This is a genomic window from Alteromonas australica, from assembly GCF_000730385.1.
GTDB lineage: Bacteria > Pseudomonadota > Gammaproteobacteria > Enterobacterales > Alteromonadaceae > Alteromonas > Alteromonas australica.
The window spans coordinates 1,835,087-1,855,229 of the sequence record NZ_CP008849.1 but is presented as its reverse complement, the minus strand read 5'-3'; the positions used below and the strand labels follow the sequence as shown (position 1 = coordinate 1,855,229).

Genomic DNA, 20,143 nt, shown 5'->3' with positions numbered 1-20,143 from the left:
ATGCAATTATGATAAGTCAATGAACATACGAAAAAAATTGGCAAAAAGCCAACACAAAAACGTGTTTTGGAAAGAGGAAATACGCAGAACTGCGCATCTTTAAACGTGCTTGAAATGGCGGAGCGGACGGGACTCGAACCCGCGACCCCCGGCGTGACAGGCCGGTATTCTAACCAACTGAACTACCGCTCCGCAATATGGGAAGCGCGCTTATACTCGATTAATGGCGGAGCGGACGGGACTCGAACCCGCGACCCCCGGCGTGACAGGCCGGTATTCTAACCAACTGAACTACCGCTCCACATAATCGAGATTGCGCTGTATAACTAAATGGCGGAGCGGACGGGACTCGAACCCGCGACCCCCGGCGTGACAGGCCGGTATTCTAACCAACTGAACTACCGCTCCGAAGACCTTTTAGTTATACCATTGAAAGTGGCGGAGCGGACGGGACTCGAACCCGCGACCCCCGGCGTGACAGGCCGGTATTCTAACCAACTGAACTACCGCTCCACATTTTCAATGTTATCAGTGAGTTGATTGGGTTGCTTTAACCCCGTGCCCTCACTGCGGCGCAGATAATACGTATTCCCCTAAGTGGAGTCAACGCTTTTTAGCAATAAAATTGTCATCTGAGCACTGTTTGGCTGTAAATTAGTCACAATGTCGAAATATAATTCAATGAAGGGCAATTAATCGACAATGCCACGTGAAGGGGTTACGATTTTTTCTTGCTAAAAATGCCCAACCACTTTTTCAAACCTTTCGGTTCCGCCTCAAGAGACAATCCTTCTTCAGTCACCGGCTTTTTGTCGGATGCCGCTTGTTTAGCCGATAAAGTAGGTCTTTGTTTGGCTTTACGACGCCTAAATACAATAAACACGGCGGCAAGCACGCCTATAAACAAAATAGAGCCATTCACGGCAGCTAATAAAATGATGAGTGTTGACGAGTCCATGTTGTCTTCAACTGGCGCGCTGGGCACCTCTTCGTCCGACTCAAACGACGTCCCGATTAAAGGTATTTCTTCACTTCCGTCAACAATTGGGTCTTCGCCATCAATCAAGGGGTCGATAATTTCAGGCTCAGGGGCGTCCGCCAAAAAACTGTACTCCGGCACATCGAGAATAAAATCGCGCCCGTCGGTGGTGGTTCCATAGGCAGTAAGTTTAATGCGAAAGATACCTTCTTCATAAGCCACAATAAGGTGTTCTCGCGCTTCATCGCCACCTTCTGTTAATGAAAAATTCTGTACATCGGTATTGGGGTAGCGCACCTTGCCATCAATCAATAGTGATTGAATGTCCACCAACGCTCTATTCACATCAATAATAAGTTTATGGTAACCCTCACCGCCTCCATCAGTTTCCACGGTAATAGATACAGGGTTTGGATGCAGCACTATCGGAGGGTCAATGTGTTCACGGGTAAACATTGGCGTTTTAACGGTAAACTTTGGCTTCCATTCACCTGGCGCGATGTTTAAGTTGAATTGCCCTGTAAATACCCCATCGGCCGGCCTTTCATCCATGCCTCTACCGTTATCTTCGAAACGGGCTATTTCTTGGTCATTAGTGGCAAAGTTGTCAAAGTTAGGGTTGTTAGTGCTCAGAAAATCGATACTGAGTTCTACCACATCTCTGAACAAACTATTTTCTATGGGTTTTCCCCCATTGGTGAGGTAGGCCGTAGATTTTAAAATTTCACCTGAAAACAATATTGGGGGTAAAGGCTGCGCATTAAGCTCAATATCCGAAATAACCATTACGCGGCTATTCGGCAACACCTGCCCGACGGCTTGCCACGGACCAGGTACAGGGTCTTTAATGGTAATCATGTCGAAAGTATCAGCGTCATACCACGCCACTTTTTCTTCATCAAAACGCCCCTGAAATATCTTTGAGCCATCAGGGCGCACGAGTACGACCGGCGCTGAGCCGTACTCGCGAAAGAAAATCATCGTCACTTCTTTGACGTTGTGATCCACGCGGAAGCGATTTTGCAGTAATTTAATTGAGTTTTCGTACTCATCACCTAGCGAAGACAATGGCGATGATGCATCAGCAGCGTTACCTGTCTCATCAGATTGCTGAGCCAAGGACGGAAGGGATATCAGTAATGTCAGATATACTATTCGCCATAATTTACCCATCCCCTTCACTCGCTGCTCTCCTATTACCTAATTGCTGTGGCCGATATTTTTAGCTGTACTAAGTACGTTCGATTATGAAGGCTCCACGCTGTCTGGACGCCATAAGCATTTGCCACCGGCATCTTTTACGATATCTAGGCGCGCTTCATGCTGTAGTAACTCATCGGCGCTGGCTTTAATAACCTTTAATTTATTTGCAGTACGTTGGATTGGGCGTACTTCATTACTATCACCTTCACTACTGCCACTTGACGCTAATTTAAGCTTAGTTTGCCCACCGGTCATAAGCAGGTAAACGTCAGCCAATATTTCAGCATCCAATAACGCGCCGTGCAGTGTTCGGTGGCTGTTGTCTATACCGTACCGGCGACACAATGCATCAAGGTTGTTTTTTTGCCCCGGGTGCATCTTGCGCGCTAACATCAGAGTATCTAAAACGTCGCATATATCTCGAGTCACGACACCTTTCGTGGACGGCTCCATGGCAAATTCGTGATCCATAAAGCCCACGTCAAAGGGCGCATTATGAATAACCAGTTGCGCGCCTCGGATAAAATTCACGAAATCTTGAGCGACATCTGCAAAGACAGGCTTGTCTTGCAAAAACTCATTAGTGATCCCGTGCACCTCTATGGCTTCTTGTTCTATTTGACGTCCAGGGTTGATGTAAACATGAAAGTGATTCCCCGTTAGCTTACGGTTCACCACTTCTACACACCCGATTTCAATGATGCGGTGACCTTCTTTAGGCTCAATACCGGTGGTTTCTGTATCTAAAACAATCTGACGCATGATACCTCTGCTGCAACGAATATTTTTTGTTAGTATATCAACCCCTTTGCGCTAGGCTAAGGGAAAAGCGCAATTCCGATAAAAAATTTAAGAGGTGGCTGTGTCAAACAAAACAATTCACATATTTACTGATGGCTCATGTCTTGGCAACCCTGGGCCGGGCGGTTATGGCGCAGTATTGATTTACAAAGGGCATCGAAAGGAACTGAGCCATGGCTTTGCGCACACCACCAATAACCGGATGGAGCTACTCGCGCCCATTGAAGCACTTAATAGCTTAACCGAAGCCTGCAACGTAGAACTCACTACAGATAGCCAGTATGTGAAAAATGGCATTAACCAATGGATCCACAACTGGCGAAAAAATGGCTGGCGAACCGCAGATAAAAAAGCCGTAAAGAATGCCGATTTGTGGAAACGCTTAGATGAAGCAGTCAAAGCTCATAACGTTAACTGGCATTGGGTTAAAGGCCATTCTGGCCACCCTGAAAACGAGCGATGCGATACCTTAGCCCGCACCGCCGCAGAATCGAAACCCACCACACCTGATGAAGGCTTCGTGGGCGCTTAAGACCAACACACCACAAGTTTACCTTGGGTGTTATTGTGCTCTAAACGTTGGTGCGCCTTTGCAATATCGTCAATACGGTATTGGGTGTCTAAGTTGACCTTCAGAGCACCGCTGTTGAACGCCGGTAAACAAGTGGCGCTAAAATCCGCCACCAACTGACTTTTGTACTCATCGCTTCTGTTTCTCAATGTTGTGCCCTGTATTCGGGCACGTTTACCCAGCAATAACGCCATATCGAGATTATCGGCATAGCGCCCGGCAAGCATAGCAAGGTACACCACTATACCGTCTTGACGTAACACTGACAGGTTGCGATTAAGATAGTCGCCCGCCACCATATCTAATACCATGCTGACACCTTCCGGCCAGGCTTGGTTAATCACTTTCGCAAAATCATCTTGAGTGTAGTTTATGCAAAGTGCGGCACCATTTTGTTCACAGTACGCTAGTTTTTCAGGCGATGACGCGGTAACGGCAGCCTCAATTCCCCAAAGCCGACATAACTGAGTGGCCGCCAAACCTACCCCGCTCGCACCACCATGTATTAACACCTTGTCTGCGGGTTTGACATGGGCAATCGTCCGTAAACATTGAAAGGCGGTTAAAAACACTTCGGCTAAACCAGCAGCCTCAGCAAAACTAAGCGCTTCCGGCATTGGCATTAAATGAGAACTTAGCACCACCACTTCTTCCGCATAGCCGCCACCGGCCACTAAGCCAAATACATTGTCGCCCACTTTCCAATGATTGACATCATCAGCCACCTCTATCACTGTGCCAGCAACCTCAAGGCCCAAAATTTCACTTTCCCCCGGCGGTGGAGGATAGCGACCTTGCCGCTGTAACGTATCTGCACGGTTAATCCCAAACCCACGCACCCTTACCCTTACCTTACCCGCTGTGAGTGCAGGCGCTTCGGCTTGGGCAATAAAAAGTGAATCAGGCTCTCCGCCTTTTTGGTAGTCGACAAATCGCATGTTTTTCCTTTTTACCTAATGAATAACGCTAATACGTAAGCATGGCGAAAATCGCACACAGATTTTTGACACACTAGGCCATCCCGCGTCTAACTCAGGCGTAAATGGTCGCACAGGATTGCAATAATCGCTATACTTCGCCGCTAAACACAGGCGGGTGCGAGACTTTGCACTTCGGAGGGTGTCGCAACGTTTGCCCCCTTGCCTTAGCGATATACGAAAACAGAGAGTCACATGTCAGCACACATCGTTTTAAACACGAATAGAGATAAATCCCTTAGACGCCGTCACCCTTGGGTATTTGAAAGCGCCATTGCCGAAGTCAAAGGGCGCGCCAAAAGTGGCGATACCGTAGAGGTGTTTGATGCTAATGGTGATTGGTTGGGCCGCGGTGCTTTTTCGCCTGATTCGCAAATTCGTGTTCGCATGTGGACGTTTAAAAAAGAGGAAAGTATCGATAACGGCTTTTTCTTAAGAAAAATGGACGCTGCTCTGTCACTAAGACGGCGGCTTTTCGACCCCACTCAAACCAACGCTTTTCGCTGGATTGCGTCGGAAAGCGATGGCTTACCCGGTGTCACTATTGATGTGTACGACAATGTTGCCGTGGTTCAACTGTTAAGCGCGGGCGCAGAAAAGCACCGAAGTAAAATTGTGTGGGCCATCACCAAGCTTTTACCTGACACCCATGTGTATGAGCGAAGTGATGTAGACGTAAGGAAAAAGGAAGGTCTCGCCCCTGTCACTGGTGTATTGGCTGGTAATCCGCCCGAGCAGGTTACCGTAAAAGAAAATGGCTTATCCATCGTGGTGGATATTGTTAATGGTCATAAAACAGGGTTTTATTTAGACCAAAGAGACAGCCGCGCCGCGGCCGGTCATTTTGCGAAAGATGCTCACGTTTTAAACTGCTTCAGCTACACGGGCACATTTTCATGCTATGCATTGGCCGGTGGTGCAGCCTCGGTGACTAATGTGGATGTGTCGCAACCCGCGCTAGATTTGGCCAAACATCATGTGGACATCAATCATCTCGATGCCAGTAAAAGTCACTATGTGAACAAAGACGTATTTAAAGCACTGCGAGCCTATCACGAAGAGGGGACACAATTTGACATGGTCATTCTTGACCCACCAAAATTTGTCGACAGTAAAGCTACGTTAAATAGAGCCTCGCGAGGGTACAAAGATATCAATATGTATGGCATTCATGCCGTTAAAGCTGGAGGCTTGTTACTTACGTTTAGTTGTTCAGGGTTAATGCCTGCCGATTTATTTCAGAAAATTGTGGCAGATGCTGCCCTTGACGCGGGGCGAACCATTAAAATTGTGGGGCGTTTAAGCCAAGCCTCCGACCACCCTATTATTGGCAGCTACCCTGAAGGATATTATCTCAAAGGCTTGGTGTGCGAAGTCACTGATTAACACAATTGGGCTCTCTTATCACCACAGTAATGAAAGGCATAGCAAAGTCATCTATGGAATAGCTTGCCACTAAACGGTGAAATTAAGACGCCAATGTCATCGCTTGGCCGAACCCTTCTTCTTGCTGGTTATCGGCCTTAGTGCTTTCAATTTTTTTCCATACCAGTTCGTGGAAATAAAATGCCACCGTGTTAATCGCCGGTTCAACAAGCGCCACTGCGCCACCGACGACAAGGCTGCCTGTTAATAAGTACGCCACGGTAAATGCCACGGAAAAGTGCATAACGGCAAAAGTGATTGTCTTTTTCATAATGATGGTTCCTGAATAAGTTCTCAAAAGATGTTAATGAGAATTATTATCGAATAGGGAAGAAAAAGACAAACGATTTAATTGAATGCGTTAATTGTATTTTTAGAATCAACAAAAAGGCGAGACAGGTAAGCCCTATTCTCGCCCTTTTAGCACAGCCTCGTCAATACTGTGCCCCTGCCCTGAAATAACCCAACAGGGTGTTATTTCATCTCAGAAATTTCAACGCCAACAATGCAACTAGAGTCGCCTTCTGGCACACAGCGCACCACAGTGGCAATGGCAGCAAGAGAAGGAACTTGAGAGCTGGGTGAGTCAATAGCAACACTCACTTGGGTGCCTATTTCGATGGATGGCTCATCAACTTCTAGTGACATACCCGTCGCACTAATGTCCTTACACATGGCTTGCATTGTACGACTTGATTCATCGTCGGTAACCTGCAACTGACAAGGCGAATTTACCATCATCCTGAAAAAATTGCGCTTATCGTCATATCCCAACATCTCTACTTCTCCTGATACCTTATCCGTAAACCTCAAACGCTCTTCTTGTTATAGGGCGATGCGCTGCCGTTGTCAATCTGGCCAAGCAAATATCCCTTCGCGCGGCATTGGCTAGCATCACAAAGTGTTGCAAAAAACACTTAGTATTCATGTTGCTAGCGCGATTAAAAGTCAGCCAAAAAAAGTGAAATTCGTTTTGCCGAAATGGGGTATGCCGTTCCTAATTGCTGCGCAAATAACGACACACGCAATTCCTCTATCATCCAGCGCACGTCCAGCAGCCCTTGCGGAACCTTCCCTTTTGGATATTTAGCGCACGCTTTTTCCCATTCAGCCGTGGCTTTTTCAATGGTCATTTGGTGCATGCGATCTTTATTCGGATCGATAGGCAGCTTTTCCAAACGACGGGAAAGCCCTGTTATGTATCGATTCCAATCATCAAGCCTTGCTTCACCAATGGATGAGACGAAACCAGGGAAAACCAAAGACGCGAGGTGCGCTTTACAATCACCCAATGCATTAATCATAGTAAGCGGCACATTCCCTTTCATTTGCTTTTGGCATTGATGAGCAAGGGTTAACCCTTTTTCAACCTGAGTGGCAATATGCAGTACCCTGTCGTTTATGTTTGCTCTGACTTCATCCACACATGCGTCAAAGTCGGCTTTGCTTCGCACGTCAGTTTGATGCTGCTGCGTATAGTCGCCTACCAACGCATCAATACCGGCAAAGATGCAGTCATCAACTAACGCTTTTATTTGCCCAAAAGGGTTGAAATACAATCCCAACTTGGCTTTATTTGGCAGTTTGTTTTGTAAATAATTGAGCGGCGAAGGCATGGCATTTTTTATCAGAACATTGACCCCCTTTCGATGCAATGCCTGTGCTTTTTCTTGTTCATCAATCAGCGCAATATCAACTTTGTCCCCGCGCTCAACTAATGCAGGGAATGCCTGAACCTCAAAGCCGCCTACCTTTTGCACAAAAGTGGTGGGTAAGCGATCAAAATCCCATTCCACCAAGTCATTTCGCTCTAACTCTGGGGTGGCTGCTTTTTCAAAGGTTTGCTTAACTTGCCCCGCACAAGCTTGTTTCAACTCATGCAAACTGTCGTTTTTAGCAATCACATTGCCATCATCATCCACCACCGCAAAATGCATGATTAAATGCTTATCTAGCGCAGCAAAATTCCACTCTTCTTCATCAATGGTTATACCGGTCATTTTACGAAGCTTATGCGTTACTGCTTCCACTAGCGATATAGGACGCCCGTTTTTATCGGTTTCACTCATATCGGCCATGCAAGCATCGGCAAAATTCGGGGCAGGCACAAAATTACGACGTAAACGCTTTGGCAGTGAACGAATCATGGCCACAATGCGGTCATGGCGCAACCCAGGAACCTGCCAATCGAAGCCTACCTCTTCTACTTGATTCAACACAGGCAAAGGTATAAGCACCGTCACCCCATCATCCTCAGCGTTCGGTTCGAAGTGATAGCGCAAAGGTAAGGTAATATTGCCCTGACGCCAAACATCAGGAAACGCGTTTTCTATCGCCTGTCCTGGCTGCTGCTTGTAAACGTCGTCTTCACTAAAGGTCAGCGCATCATTGCTTCCTTTCAGCTTAAACCACTTTTTGAACCCGGCCTCGTTATTGGCATCGGTAGGAATTCGTGAGGCGTAGAAGCTAACTAGCTCCTCATCATCAACGATTAAATCCCTGCGACGGGTCTTTTGCTCAAATTCATCCGCTTGCGCAAGAAGCGCTTGGTTGTCCTTAAGAAAGGCAAAATTTAATTTGGTATTACCTTCTACCAAGGCTTCGCGAATAAATAAGTCGTGACACACTGGTGGGTCAATTTGGCTATACACTTTGGCCCGTTTCATGACAATGGGTAAACCAAACAGGGTAACCTTCTCAAACGCGATTACCGCCCCGCGTTTTTTCGACCAATGGGGCTCAGAGAAGCTAGATTGCGTCACATGTTCCGCCAAGGGCTCTATCCACGTAGGATCAATTTTCGCCACCATACGGGCGAACAATTTTGATGTTTCGACTAACTCCGCAGCCATGACCCACTTGGGTTGTGACTTTGCTAACCCTGAACCGGGGAAAATCATAAAGCGGGTATTGCGAGAACCTAAGTACTCTCTGTCTTTATCTTTAAAGCCTAAGTGAGACAATAAACCGCTGGCAATGGCCTGATGAATAGACTGGTAGTCGGCCTCTTGTTTAACAATGCCAAAGCCTAACTCAGCAATGGATTTCTTTAATTGGCTTACAATGTCTTGCCATTCGCGCATACGCAAATAATTGATAAACTGCTGTTTACACCATTTTCGTAATTGATTTTGGCTAAGGGCATTTTGTTGTTCTCTAAAGCCGTTCCATACGTTAAGGAGACTGATAAAGTCTGAGTCTTTGTCGGCGTATTCGGCATGCTTTTCGTCGGCTTGCTGGCGTTTATCTTGTGGACGCTCTCGTGGGTCTTGAATGGACAAGCCTGCCGCAATAACCATAACCTCTTGTAGTGCATTGGTACGCTCTGCTTCTACCACCATACGCGCATAACGGGGGTCAATAGGAAGGCGGGCAATCTGACGCCCCAACTTAGTAAGCTGCATGCGGCCTTTGCTTTTTCCAATGGCTTGAATTTCTTCAAGCAACCTAAAGCCATCGTTAATGTTTCTATTGTCAGGCGGCTGTACAAAAGGAAACGCGGCAATATCACCTAACCCCAACGCCAACATTTGCAGAATAACCGACGCCAAATTAGTACGCAGAATTTCTGGGTCAGTAAAAGCTGGACGCCCTAAATAATCCTGTTCACTGTATAAACGAATACAAATACCATCAGACACACGACCGCATCGCCCTGCCCTTTGGTTGGCTGAAGCTTGTGAAATGGGTTCAATTGGCAAGCGCTGTACTTTACTTCTCGCGCTATAACGAGAAATACGAGCGGTCCCTGGGTCGATGACATATTTAATACCCGGTACTGTCAGCGAGGTTTCCGCAACGTTGGTTGCTAGAACAATGCGCCTGCCCGTATGGGATTGAAAAATTCGGTTTTGTTCCGCCGCTGACAATCTTGCGTACAGGGGCACTATTTCGGTATTTCGATATTGTTGGCGGCTTAAGGCATCTTGGGTATCGCGAATGTCGCGCTCTCCACTCAGAAACACCAGAATATCCCCAGGCGCTTCGCCCATAAGCTCATCAACCGCTTTAACGATGGCATCACTTTGATCGCCATCATTATTCGCTTCGTCGGGGTCATGATAGCGAATTTCAACGGGGTAAGTTCGGCCACTAACTTCAATTACAGGGGCATGATTAAAGTGCCGAGAAAAGCGCTGCGGATCGATAGTCGCTGAGGTAATAATAAGCTTTAAATCGGGGCGCTTCGCCAATAGTTGTTTCAAGTAACCAAGCAAGAAATCAATGTTTAGGCTGCGCTCGTGGGCTTCATCAATAATAATGGTGTCATATTGATTTAAAAACCTGTCTTGTTGCATTTCAGCGAGCAACATTCCATCCGTCATGAGTTTCACGTAGCTACGTTCACTCACCTGATCGCTAAATCGGATTTTAAACCCTACTTTTTCACCTAATGGTGTGTTCAACTCTTCAGCAATACGTGTGGCTACGCTGCGCGCAGCCAGTCGCCGTGGTTGTGTATGGGCAATCATGCCCTTCACGCCCCGCCCTAACTCAAGGCATATTTTAGGCAACTGGGTGGTTTTACCCGAGCCGGTTTCACCCGCCACAATTACCACCTGGTGCGCGGCAATGGCGGCCTTAATATCGTCTTTTTTGTCACTCACCGGCAGCGGCGGATAGCTTACTTCTGGTAAATTTTGTTGGCGAAGTTCACACGCTGACACCGACTTTTGAAGGTCTGCGAGCAATTTTTCATGCTCTGCGGCAAGCCGCTCATCACCCGCGCTATTTGCCGATTTATCACCCTTGTCTTTTATCTGCTTCGCTAATTGCTGAATTCGACGCTTAAGCCTGAATTTATCGTTAATTAAGCAGTTATCCAGTTGTTCGTAGAGCGGTTTAATCGCAATGGGTGCAGACAAAATAACATCCTAATGACTATTGTAAGGCTTGCCCTGAAAGGCAGTGATAAAAAGGATGACGATCCTAGAAGAAGCCGACCGAAATTTCCAGCGTAATTCTGATAACGGCCTAAGCTTGGCTTAGCCCGTCATCATTTTTTTGGCTGAATTGGGGAAAGTTAAACCAAATAGCCAGTAAGCCGAACACGAAAATAAGCATGGGATACCAACAATAAGGTGTTATCGCTAGTGGAGAAATACCGACAACGGCAGCAGCGCTCAATAATTGTGCGCCATAGGGGACTAAGCCTTGAAAGCTGCATGAGAAAATATCAAGCAGTGAGGCGGTGCGCCTAGGATCAACGCCATACTTTTCATTAAGATCACGGGCAATGGGGCCGGCGGTCACAATGGCAATCGTATTGTTTGCCGTTGTCACATCTAAGAAACTGACCAAACCAGCAATACTGAACTCTGCCCCTTTTTTGCTGCTTACTCGACGGGTAAGCCTGTCTATAAGCCAAGCTATCCCACCATTAGCATGCATAAGTGCCACTATGCCTCCAATGGTAATAGCAATCATGGCCAAATCTTGCATCCAGCCCATGCCTTTTTGAATACTGTGCATCATGGTAAGCAAGGTGAAACTGTCTTGAACTAAGCCCACCACACAAGCGGTAATAATGCCTACCGCCAATACAGTAATCACATTAAAGCCGGTAAGTGCAAATACAATGATAAGTACGTAAGGTAAAATGCGCCATAGGTCATATGCACCGGCCTCAACCAACTCAGACGTATCAACATCAATGAATAACAATAAGGCCAGCGTCACTAAACACGCCGGTAACGCCACCATTAAATTTGCCCTGAATTTGTCTTTAAGCATCACCCCTTGCGTTCGGGTTGCAGCAATGGTGGTATCTGATACAAAAGACAGGTTGTCACCAAACATTGCGCCACCCACCACAATGCCAAGGGCTAACTCAATGGGTAATCCCAAACTGGTAGCCAAGCCAGCGCCGATGGGTGAAAGGGCAGTAATGGTGCCCATGGAGGTGCCCATTGCAAAAGAAATAAAACAGCAAATGAGGAAAAGCCCCGGTAAAATCATGGCGCTTGGCACAAACTGAAGTGCCATATTAACCGTGGCATCACGGGCACCAATGTCGATAGTGACCGCGTAAAATGCGCCAGCAAGTAAGAATATCAGTACTAACAAAATAATATTTTTATCACCGCCGCCTTTGCAAAACGTTTGAACTTTATCAGCAAATGTCTCTTTTTTTCCCTTCGGGTTTAAACACAATCCATACCCCGCACTAATAAAAAACGCCACCAAGATGGGCATAGCCGTTATATCGTTGGTAAGTAGGCCTGTTGCTACCACCAGCACTACAAACAACAAAATGGGGGTTAAGCCCAGTAAGTTAGGGGCTAAAGGCGTAGTCTTTGGGGAGGACAAATCGTTAGGTGACGTAGAAGATTGCACAGCGCTCACTTAGGTAATTTATGGTTTGCAAAATAAGCCTAAGAGGATAAAAGGTTTTTTGGCTAAAGCAAAGTAATTATAGCGCCCTTAGTTCACTTGGCGTATGGCCCGTCAGTCGCTTAACCGCCCGCCTAAAATTAGGCAAATCGGAAAATGCCATTTCAGAGGCACTTTGTTCATTGTTAAGCTTTTTCATTGCCAACAATACGATTGCCTGCTCTCGCCTTACCTCTTCTGTAAGCGCACGATAACTGTATTCGTGCTCTTTTAGTTTGCGCTTAAAGGTGGCAGCACTCATTGAAAACTCGGCGGCCGCATCGGGCAAGCTGGCGTGCAAATTATGCTCAGTAAGTAATCTCACCTTATCGAGTATACTCAGTGTAGCGTCACTGCTGGTATGGGTGCCAATTTCAGGCTCAACGAGAGAGCCATGCTGCGCTTCCCCACCCACATTCCCGCGTTCAAAGGGGGCCAGCACACTTCCTTTAGGCAGCATCAACGACATAAAAGGGGCATTAAAATTTAATCGCAAACCTAAATAGGTTTCAAAATCTTCAATATTACGTGGCCGAGACGCCGTCATGCCAAAATGAAACGGCAGGCGGGTTTTACTGCTCGCTTTCGCAAATGCCACTAACATGGATAGGCTAATTTGCATTACAAATGGCCAAATTTTGCTGCACCCCATGGCATCCCTTGCTACCCACAGACTATTCTCATTCACTTCATAGCGTGCAAAAGACACTAACGGTAAACACAGCCAACGCTGTGTGGTGACCAGTCGTATCACCTGAGTTAGGCTGCCCGCGTCTTTGATGGACGAAAATTCATGGTTTAACAAGGCATTGGCCAAATGCTTGCCAATAAGAAAGCTGGCGTCTTTCGCTTTACAATAGCTTTGTACATTGCCTATTAAGGCGATAAGTTGTTTACCACTTACCCGCAAATTAGGGGTTATCGCATCGTCAAATATCCCTGTGCCTCTCAATAACTTATGCACAGACACGCCCCGAGGTTCAGCAATAGCTAGCACGGCGCACACAAAGTGATAACCGGGGATCACCTTATCGTGTTTGCTAACTGGCAACGGTGGCGACGTCAGTGCCATTAGGCAGCAGTCCTCTGGCCTTTCTCTAACTTACCCAACATACCTCTAAGAATGTTGGGTAAATGGGATACTGGCGTAAGCTGAGCCACTTCGGCGCGGGCACTGGTATAAATCGCCTCTGCACTTGCTTGATGTCTAAAGGCGACATGCTCAATGCTAATGCAAATTTGTTTTACAATATTATAGGCTTGGGTTTCACATACGTCGGGCAATAAAAGCGCGAATCTGTCCCCTGCATACCGACAGGCCAAATCTTGCTGCCGTAAATTCATAATAAGTAATTGCGCCACTTCATGCAGATATCGGTCACCTTCAGCTTGCCCATAGCGCTCGTTAAAGTAGGAAAAATCATTGATATCTATAATGGCAACATAACCGTTCCCCCCACTTTCCTGAAACGCTGCCGCGCGGGCTTGCCAATACTCCCCGCGATAAAGCTGCGTAATGGGGTCTATTTCACCATGATCGCGATAATCCCACTCTCTTCGTCGCAACTGAATATTAATCGCCCGCTGTTCGTGGTGCCATAAATACAAGGCCCCGGTCATCACTAACATTCCAACTACAGCAGGAAAAGATTCAATCATACTGAGCCAATGGGACGCAGGGGGATAACGCAGAAATTCATCGAGTAAATCGAGGCTGGCCGAAAATAAAATACACCCCAGGCCAATCACAATATAGCGCGTCACTTTGCCTGGTGGCCGGCTCGCCAACGCAGATAAGATCCACGCCAACGTCAGTAAAACAATGCTGCCTTCCCCGAGTATGTCTAGCCATGAAATTTCGGCAAATAGCTTCGGGCTACCCGCATTAAGACTTAACACCAGTGCCAGAGATAACACGGCGACGGTGAATACTAACCACCCTTTATGGTGGCCAAACTGGGTGTGATTACGTAATTTGAACATGTAAAACTCAAGGTTAAATTTTCTGTGAAATATCCCACTTTCACAGGTATTGTCGAGGGTCACTTTGGCTCACGAATATGACAAGCGGATGTCAGCGAAAGGAAAAGCTACGATAAAATCCAATTATTTCATTTAAATTCATAAACTTAATAACGGGTCATTTTAGCTCACTGTTTTTTATCTAAGGCTAAAATCCATCATTCCTTGGTTTTTTATCTCCCCTACGTCACAGAATTGTCACATGCGCTTTCTACTTTAGCCGTGCATCGCACTCTTCATACTTAGAAAATGGATAAATAATGAAAATGAATAATCGTCTTAAACCGTTAACGATTGCTTGTATCGCTGCGTTAGGCATGTCTATTTCTCAGCAAGCCCTTGCTGGGGATGGCGCTATTGCCGGGCAAATTAATGACAGCGCCGAAGCGCGGGTTTACGTGGGCGCAAAAATTAAAATCAAAGAATTAAATTTGGTGACAGAGTCTCGTCGCGACGGTTCATTCCGTTTTCCTTCTGTCCCTGCGGGCAACTATACCCTTGAAGTGAGTTACCTTGGTGAGCAAACCAAGCGTATTCCTATTACGGTTTCTGATGACCAAACCATTACGCCGGTTGTCGTATTAGGTGAAGACGATACGTTAGAAGAGCTACTGGTGCTGGGCCAACGTAGTAGTCAAGCCAGCGCAATCAACCAGCAACGTGTGTCGAATAGAATTTCAAATGTGGTTTCTGCTGACGCCATTGGTCAATTCCCCGATCAAAATGCTGCAGAGTCCCTCCAACGTTTGCCTGGCCTCACCATAGAACGAGATCAAGGTGAAGGACGCTTTGTTGGTATTCGCGGTATCGACCCTAACCTGAATAATGTGGTAATTAACGGGTTAAACATTCCATCACCAGAATCTGGCGTGCGTTCTGTGGCGCTAGACGTTATTCCTTCAGAACTCATTCAAACGCTAGAAGTGTCTAAATCCGTCACGCCAGATATGGACGGTGATGCCATTGGCGGCTCTGTGTCTGTAAAGAGCGTTAGCGCATTTGATAAGCAGCAAGACACCGCCAGCGTGACCGTGCAAGCCAGTCAAAATGACCTGCGCGACGAAACTAGCCCTAAAATTTCTGGCACGTTTACGCAAAAAATCACCCCCGACTTTGGCGTGGCCGCGGCCCTGTCCTACTTCGACCGTGAGTTTGGGTCTGACAACATAGAAAGCAATGGCGATGATGAAGTTGAACAACGTCATTACTCTATTACCCGCGAACGTTTGGGTGCAGCGGTAAACTTTGATTACCGTCCCGATTTTAATAACCAATACTTCTTGCGCACTTTGTACAGTGAGTTTTCAGACGATGAGTACCGTATGGCGAATGCCTTTACCTTCGACGGTGAAGACTCAGAAATTGTTCGTTCAAGCAAAGACAGATACGAAAGCCAAAGTATATTTACTGTAGCCTTAGGCGGTGAGCATCAACTCGACACGTGGCAGGCAGATTGGCAAGTTGGCTATGCAATGTCGGATGAAGATGAACCTAATGCGCTCTATTACGATTTCGTCACCGAAAACGACAGCATTGAAAGTAACTTGGAAACCATGATCCCACAAGTCACCCAAGATGCTGACGCCATGGATTTGTCTACCTATGAACTGGATGAAATCGCGTTTGAAGATAACTACACAAAAGATACGGAAACCAGCTTCAAACTTGATTTAACTCGCCCTATCACCTTAGGTGACTATAAAGGTGAGTTAAAAATGGGGACTAAGTATCGCACCAGAGAAAAAGACAGAGATAGCCAAATCTTCATTTATGATGGTGATTTTGACGATATTGCCCCCGCTGATTTTGCGGGTGCGTCGCCAGACTACAGCCTAGGTGACTTTGGCCCAAGTTTAGATCGTACTGGACTGCGAGATTTCTTTAACACTAACCGCAGTAACCTAGAGTTAGCTGAACTCGATTCAGAAATTGAATCTAATGGCGCAACCTATGTTAACCAAGAAGATATTTTTGCCGCCTACGTCATGGGCAGTGTGGATATTAACAACTGGCACATTGTGGCAGGTGTACGCTATGAAAGCACAGATTTCTCCACCGAGGGAATGCGTGTAGAGCTAATCGAAAATGAAGAAACTGATGTTGAAGAAGTGGTTAACACCCCTTGGGCTTCTGACAAAGATTACGATCATTGGCTGCCAAGCATCAACGTGCGTTACAGCTTTTCTGAAAAGCTTCAACTTAGAGGCGCCTATACACAAACCATTTCTCGCCCTAAATTCGAAGATGTGGCGGCCTTTCAAATCATTGAAAGTAAAACCGAAGAAGATGATGGCGAATTTGTTACTGAGCGCGAAGCTGAAGTGGGTAATCCTGAGCTAAATCCGTATGAAGCACAGAACATCGACATTGCATTGGAATACTACCCAGGCGACATTGGCGTATTATCAGCAGGTTACTTCTACAAAGATATCGACAACTTTGTTGTATTTGCCGATGTAGCGGGCACAGAAGGCTGGGAAGGTTACGACGAGGTAATACAAGCTATTAATGGTGACACCGCCACCTTACACGGCTTAGAGCTATCGTGGGTGAAGGCATTTAATAACGGTTTCTTAGTGGCCGCCAATGCCACCTTTACCGACTCAGAAGCCACCACTTATCTGGAAGGTGAAACCTACGAAACCCAATTGCCGAACCAGTCAGATCGGGTGGGTAACCTCACGTTCGGCTACGAAGCTAACGCCTTTAGTTTACGCTTAGCCATGACCTATAAGAGCGAAAACTTTGAAGAAATTGACGGCGATATGCTGCGCTTTGAAGATGATCACACCCAGGTAGACTTCATGGCTAAGTACTTTATCAACGACGACATGCAATTGTACTTCAATGCCGTTAACCTCACCGATGAACCTTTCTACAACTACTTCGATACGCGCAACAAAAATGCGCAATATGAAGAATATGGCCGCACTTACCAAGTTGGCTTTACGTGGCAGCTACGCTAATTATTTGCCCTATACCAAGCTAAGCGGGTGCGCGTGAGCGCACCCTATCGATACAACAGAGACAACTTCATGCGACTATTTTTACTAGGTTGGTTATTGGCCTGTTCACTATGTTCAGCGCAAACCACTTCATTAGACTATTACAAACAACATGCTATTAAAGGCGTACCCACAGAAGCCCAAGGGGTTTCCTTTCTGGTACTGGGCGATTGGGGCAGAAACGGCCATTTTTATCAAAAAGAGGTGGCGAAATGGTTAGATATCGCCAGTTATCAGTTGGATGCCGAGTTTATTGTGACCACGGGCGACAATTTCTACGACAATGGTGTTGCATCAATACACGACCCCTATTGGATAACCTCCTTTGAAAACATCTATCACTATCCACATTTGTTTATTGACTGGTACCCAGTGCTAGGCAACCATGATTATCGAGGAAATTGGCAAGCGCAAATCGATTACAGCCAGGTTAGCCGTCGCTGGCAAATGCCTTCGCAGTATTATGAAAAGTACATCACATTGGACAACCAGCAACAGGTTCAGTTGCTGTTTATCGACACCAGCCCGCTAAACCCTGACTATGCGTTTGAAGAAAAATATCGCAACGCCTATTCACAGGGGCATGAAGAACAATTGGCGTGGATTAACGACAAATTGGCTAACAGCCAGGCCACATGGAAAATTGTTATAGGGCACCATCCTCTTTATTCCAGCGGTAAGCGCTACGGAAAAACGGACGCCATTAAAGACGTGCTTGAACCTATTTTTGAAAAATATCAGGTGAATGCCTATATCGCAGGGCATGAGCACGATTTACAACATAATCAAATTGCGGGCAGCGAACTGGTGCATATTGTCTCTGGCGGCGGCTCTGAAGTGCGCCCTGTGGGGCAATACGACTTTACCCAATTTGCAAAATCTACCGGTGGCTTCGTTGCCGTAAGCCTTAATAATGCGTTATTAACCTTTCGCTTTATTGACCACAACGGCCAACTTATCTATTCCCACCACATCAAGAAATTAGAGAAATAATAATGACAGCGCTATCCATACCCACGCTTCTTCCTACTCCCCTTCGTTGGGCTTTATCCCTTTTCGTTGCACTCGGTTGCAGTGCCTGCGCCACCAACACAGAAAACGCAACGCCCCCACTTGCGCTGCAAGCCGTTGAACATGAGCTGGCGGAATACCCGCTGCCTAGCGACATACGTTCAGCGTCACCTTCACATGTAGACACACTGTTTAGCAAGGGCGTTGAAGCGCTTTGTGCAGGAAAAATCGGCGCCTATTATCACATGATTAATGTTGATGCCGAAAACATGCTGCACCACTACGAATGGCGGGGCAATACCCCCACTCTATTGCGTTCTTTCGCCATCGGCCCTGGCATAAAAAGCTGTGCGATAACGGAAGCAGAAAACACGCAGCTAAAAAGCGCCACCTTATTCCTTGCCGATGAATTTTCGGGTCTTTGGGCCATGCCATTGCACCCAGAACATGAAGTATCGAAATCATTGCAATTCTATCAGCCTGACACCCCAGTAGAAGGGGTGGCAACAGGCTATTCGCACGCTACTGGCCCGTTAGTGGCGTGGGTAAGCCCAGCGCACAGCGGTGTGTGGCTGCAAACCCAATGTGCCCGTCATTACTTTTCTTTTGATAAGGACATTGCTCCTGAATTAGTCCGTTTTTCATCACCAGATTCGCCCGATACCCCAGTGCCCATGCTGTATGTTAACGATGACGAAACGGGCGCGGTTTATGCGGCAAGCCTTACCGATAAACTTAGCGCCTGTGATGCCCCAGCAGCGTCTTCGCAATCTACAGCGATACCATTACTCGCCGTGTACGAAACCACGCCCGTGGATAACTATGGCGACGCGGCTGACGACCCCGCTATTTGGTATAACAGTCAGTCCCCAGCGCAAAGCCTGATTATTGGCACCGACAAAAAAGGCGCACTAAACACGTATAGCCTGCAAGGAAAGCGCATGGCTAGCCACCCCATTGGTAAGGTGAATAATGTGGAAGTCGTCGCCATATCGTCAGCGGGCGTAACGCCTACTGGTACGCCCATTAACGCGCTCGCCATTGCGAGTAATAGAACCCACAATAGCCTGTCTGTTTTATCTGTGGCACAAGGCAGCGGCGAATTGGCTTTATTGTCAGATATACCCACACCACTTTCAGACATATACGGCCTCTGTGCGTTTAACCACAACGGCAATATTGATGTATTGGTGAACAGTACCAGTGGCGAATATTTGCGTTATCAGCTTAGTTTGAACCCTGATAGCGGTAACATTGATGCAAGCATGGTGCACGCCTTCACCTTGCCCTCGCAACCAGAAGGCTGTGTGGTTGATACACAAAAGGGGGTGGCATACCTTGGGGAAGAAAGCACAGGTGTATGGACACTAGATGTAAATCAAACACAGGCCAGCCCACAGCTTGCCATCACCATCACTGCGCCCGTAGAAAGTGATGTTGAAGGGTTAAGTTTGTTTGATGTGGATGGTGTGCGCTATTTGATTGCATCCAGCCAAGGAAACAATCAATACGCTGTCTATTCCACCGATCACACCTTTTCGTTGATTGGCATGATTGAAGTTGCCGCGAATCGAGAAAAAAGCATTGATGGCGCATCGGAAACCGATGGCTTAGCGACCTCTAATTATAACTTTGGTGGCGAATTTAGTGAGGGAATATTCGTGGTTCAGGATGGCAGAAACATTATGCCCAGTGAAAAACAAAACTTTAAAATAGTAACCGGTGCATCACTGGCTCACGCCATACGTAGCCTAAATGCCGCTAACTAAGGGTTTCA

At 46.7% G+C, this 20,143-nt stretch carries 14 protein-coding genes and 4 tRNA genes; 5 read left to right on the top strand and 13 right to left on the bottom strand.

The annotated features are described in order from the left end of the window. Positions 1-115 precede the first annotated feature (115 nt). The 6 genes from EP13_RS08235 to dnaQ all read right to left on the bottom strand — a co-directional run bounded on the left by EP13_RS08235 (position 116) and on the right by dnaQ (position 2,944). Positions 116-192: transfer RNA gene (locus EP13_RS08235), tRNA-Asp, on the bottom strand. 32 nt (positions 193-224) lie between these two features. Beyond that, positions 225-301, bottom strand: a tRNA-Asp gene (locus EP13_RS08230). A 30-nt stretch (positions 302-331) separates the two neighbouring features. Continuing rightward, positions 332-408, bottom strand: a tRNA-Asp gene (locus EP13_RS08225). Between the two features lie 28 nt (positions 409-436). Then, positions 437-513: transfer RNA gene (locus EP13_RS08220), tRNA-Asp, on the bottom strand. Between the two features lie 205 nt (positions 514-718). Further along, positions 719-2,152, bottom strand: a complete 1,434-nt coding sequence (locus EP13_RS08215) for a TIGR03503 family protein (protein WP_044056871.1) — start codon at positions 2,150-2,152, stop codon at positions 719-721. Between the two features lie 72 nt (positions 2,153-2,224). Continuing rightward, positions 2,225-2,944, bottom strand: coding sequence for a DNA polymerase III subunit epsilon (gene dnaQ, locus EP13_RS08210; protein ID WP_044056870.1), 720 nt, complete (start codon positions 2,942-2,944; stop codon positions 2,225-2,227). Positions 2,945-3,044: 100 nt separating this feature from the next. Here dnaQ and rnhA point away from each other — a divergent pair, with 100 nt between their 5' ends. Continuing rightward, entirely contained in the window at positions 3,045-3,515 is a 471-nt protein-coding gene (rnhA, locus tag EP13_RS08205) for a ribonuclease HI (protein WP_044056869.1), read from the top strand. On the opposite strand, the gene EP13_RS08200 is transcribed toward rnhA, so the two are convergent. Further along, the gene (locus EP13_RS08200) at positions 3,512-4,492 is read right to left on the bottom strand and encodes an NAD(P)H-quinone oxidoreductase (RefSeq protein ID WP_044056868.1); all 981 of its coding nucleotides are present in this window, start codon (positions 4,490-4,492) and stop codon (positions 3,512-3,514) included. The genes rnhA and EP13_RS08200 overlap by 4 nt on opposite strands. A gap of 234 nt (positions 4,493-4,726) precedes the next feature. On the opposite strand from EP13_RS08200, the gene EP13_RS08195 reads away from it, so the two are divergent. Continuing rightward, positions 4,727-5,917, top strand: coding sequence for a class I SAM-dependent rRNA methyltransferase (locus EP13_RS08195; RefSeq protein WP_044056867.1), 1,191 nt, complete (start codon positions 4,727-4,729; stop codon positions 5,915-5,917). An 82-nt stretch (positions 5,918-5,999) separates the two neighbouring features. Here EP13_RS08195 and EP13_RS08190 read toward each other — a convergent pair whose 3' ends face one another. The 6 genes from EP13_RS08190 to EP13_RS08165 form a co-directional block, all read right to left on the bottom strand. Continuing rightward, positions 6,000-6,227: a DUF2061 domain-containing protein gene (locus tag EP13_RS08190; protein ID WP_044056866.1), complete on the bottom strand. Its 228-nt coding sequence runs from the start codon at positions 6,225-6,227 to the stop codon at positions 6,000-6,002. A gap of 203 nt (positions 6,228-6,430) precedes the next feature. Continuing rightward, complete coding sequence (locus EP13_RS08185) at positions 6,431-6,733, bottom strand: PilZ domain-containing protein (protein ID WP_044056865.1); 303 nt, start codon at positions 6,731-6,733, stop codon at positions 6,431-6,433. A 164-nt stretch (positions 6,734-6,897) separates the two neighbouring features. Beyond that, positions 6,898-10,821 (bottom strand): ATP-dependent RNA helicase HrpA, encoded by a 3,924-nt coding sequence (hrpA, locus tag EP13_RS08180; RefSeq protein WP_044056864.1) that lies wholly within the window; start codon positions 10,819-10,821, stop codon positions 6,898-6,900. A gap of 109 nt (positions 10,822-10,930) precedes the next feature. After that, on the bottom strand, positions 10,931-12,292 hold the full coding sequence (locus tag EP13_RS08175; protein WP_052364333.1) for a Na+/H+ antiporter NhaC family protein: 1,362 nt from the start codon (positions 12,290-12,292) through the stop codon (positions 10,931-10,933). 76 nt (positions 12,293-12,368) lie between these two features. After that, positions 12,369-13,400, bottom strand: coding sequence for a helix-turn-helix domain-containing protein (locus EP13_RS08170; RefSeq protein ID WP_052364332.1), 1,032 nt, complete (start codon positions 13,398-13,400; stop codon positions 12,369-12,371). Further along, the gene (locus tag EP13_RS08165; protein WP_044056863.1) at positions 13,400-14,311 is read right to left on the bottom strand and encodes a GGDEF domain-containing protein; all 912 of its coding nucleotides are present in this window, start codon (positions 14,309-14,311) and stop codon (positions 13,400-13,402) included. Before EP13_RS08165 ends, EP13_RS08170 begins: the two co-directional genes overlap by 1 nt. 305 nt (positions 14,312-14,616) lie before the next feature. Between EP13_RS08165 and EP13_RS08160 the strand changes: the two genes are divergently transcribed. The 3 genes from EP13_RS08160 to EP13_RS08150 all read left to right on the top strand — a co-directional run bounded on the left by EP13_RS08160 (position 14,617) and on the right by EP13_RS08150 (position 20,135). Next, positions 14,617-17,316 (top strand): TonB-dependent receptor, encoded by a 2,700-nt coding sequence (locus tag EP13_RS08160; RefSeq protein WP_044058842.1) that lies wholly within the window; start codon positions 14,617-14,619, stop codon positions 17,314-17,316. Positions 17,317-17,385: 69 nt separating this feature from the next. Continuing rightward, a complete protein-coding gene (locus EP13_RS08155; protein WP_044056862.1) occupies positions 17,386-18,348 on the top strand; it encodes a metallophosphoesterase in 963 nt (320 codons plus the stop codon). Positions 18,349-18,350: 2 nt separating this feature from the next. Beyond that, positions 18,351-20,135, top strand: coding sequence for a phytase (locus EP13_RS08150; protein WP_052364331.1), 1,785 nt, complete (start codon positions 18,351-18,353; stop codon positions 20,133-20,135). Positions 20,136-20,143: the final 8 nt, after the last annotated feature.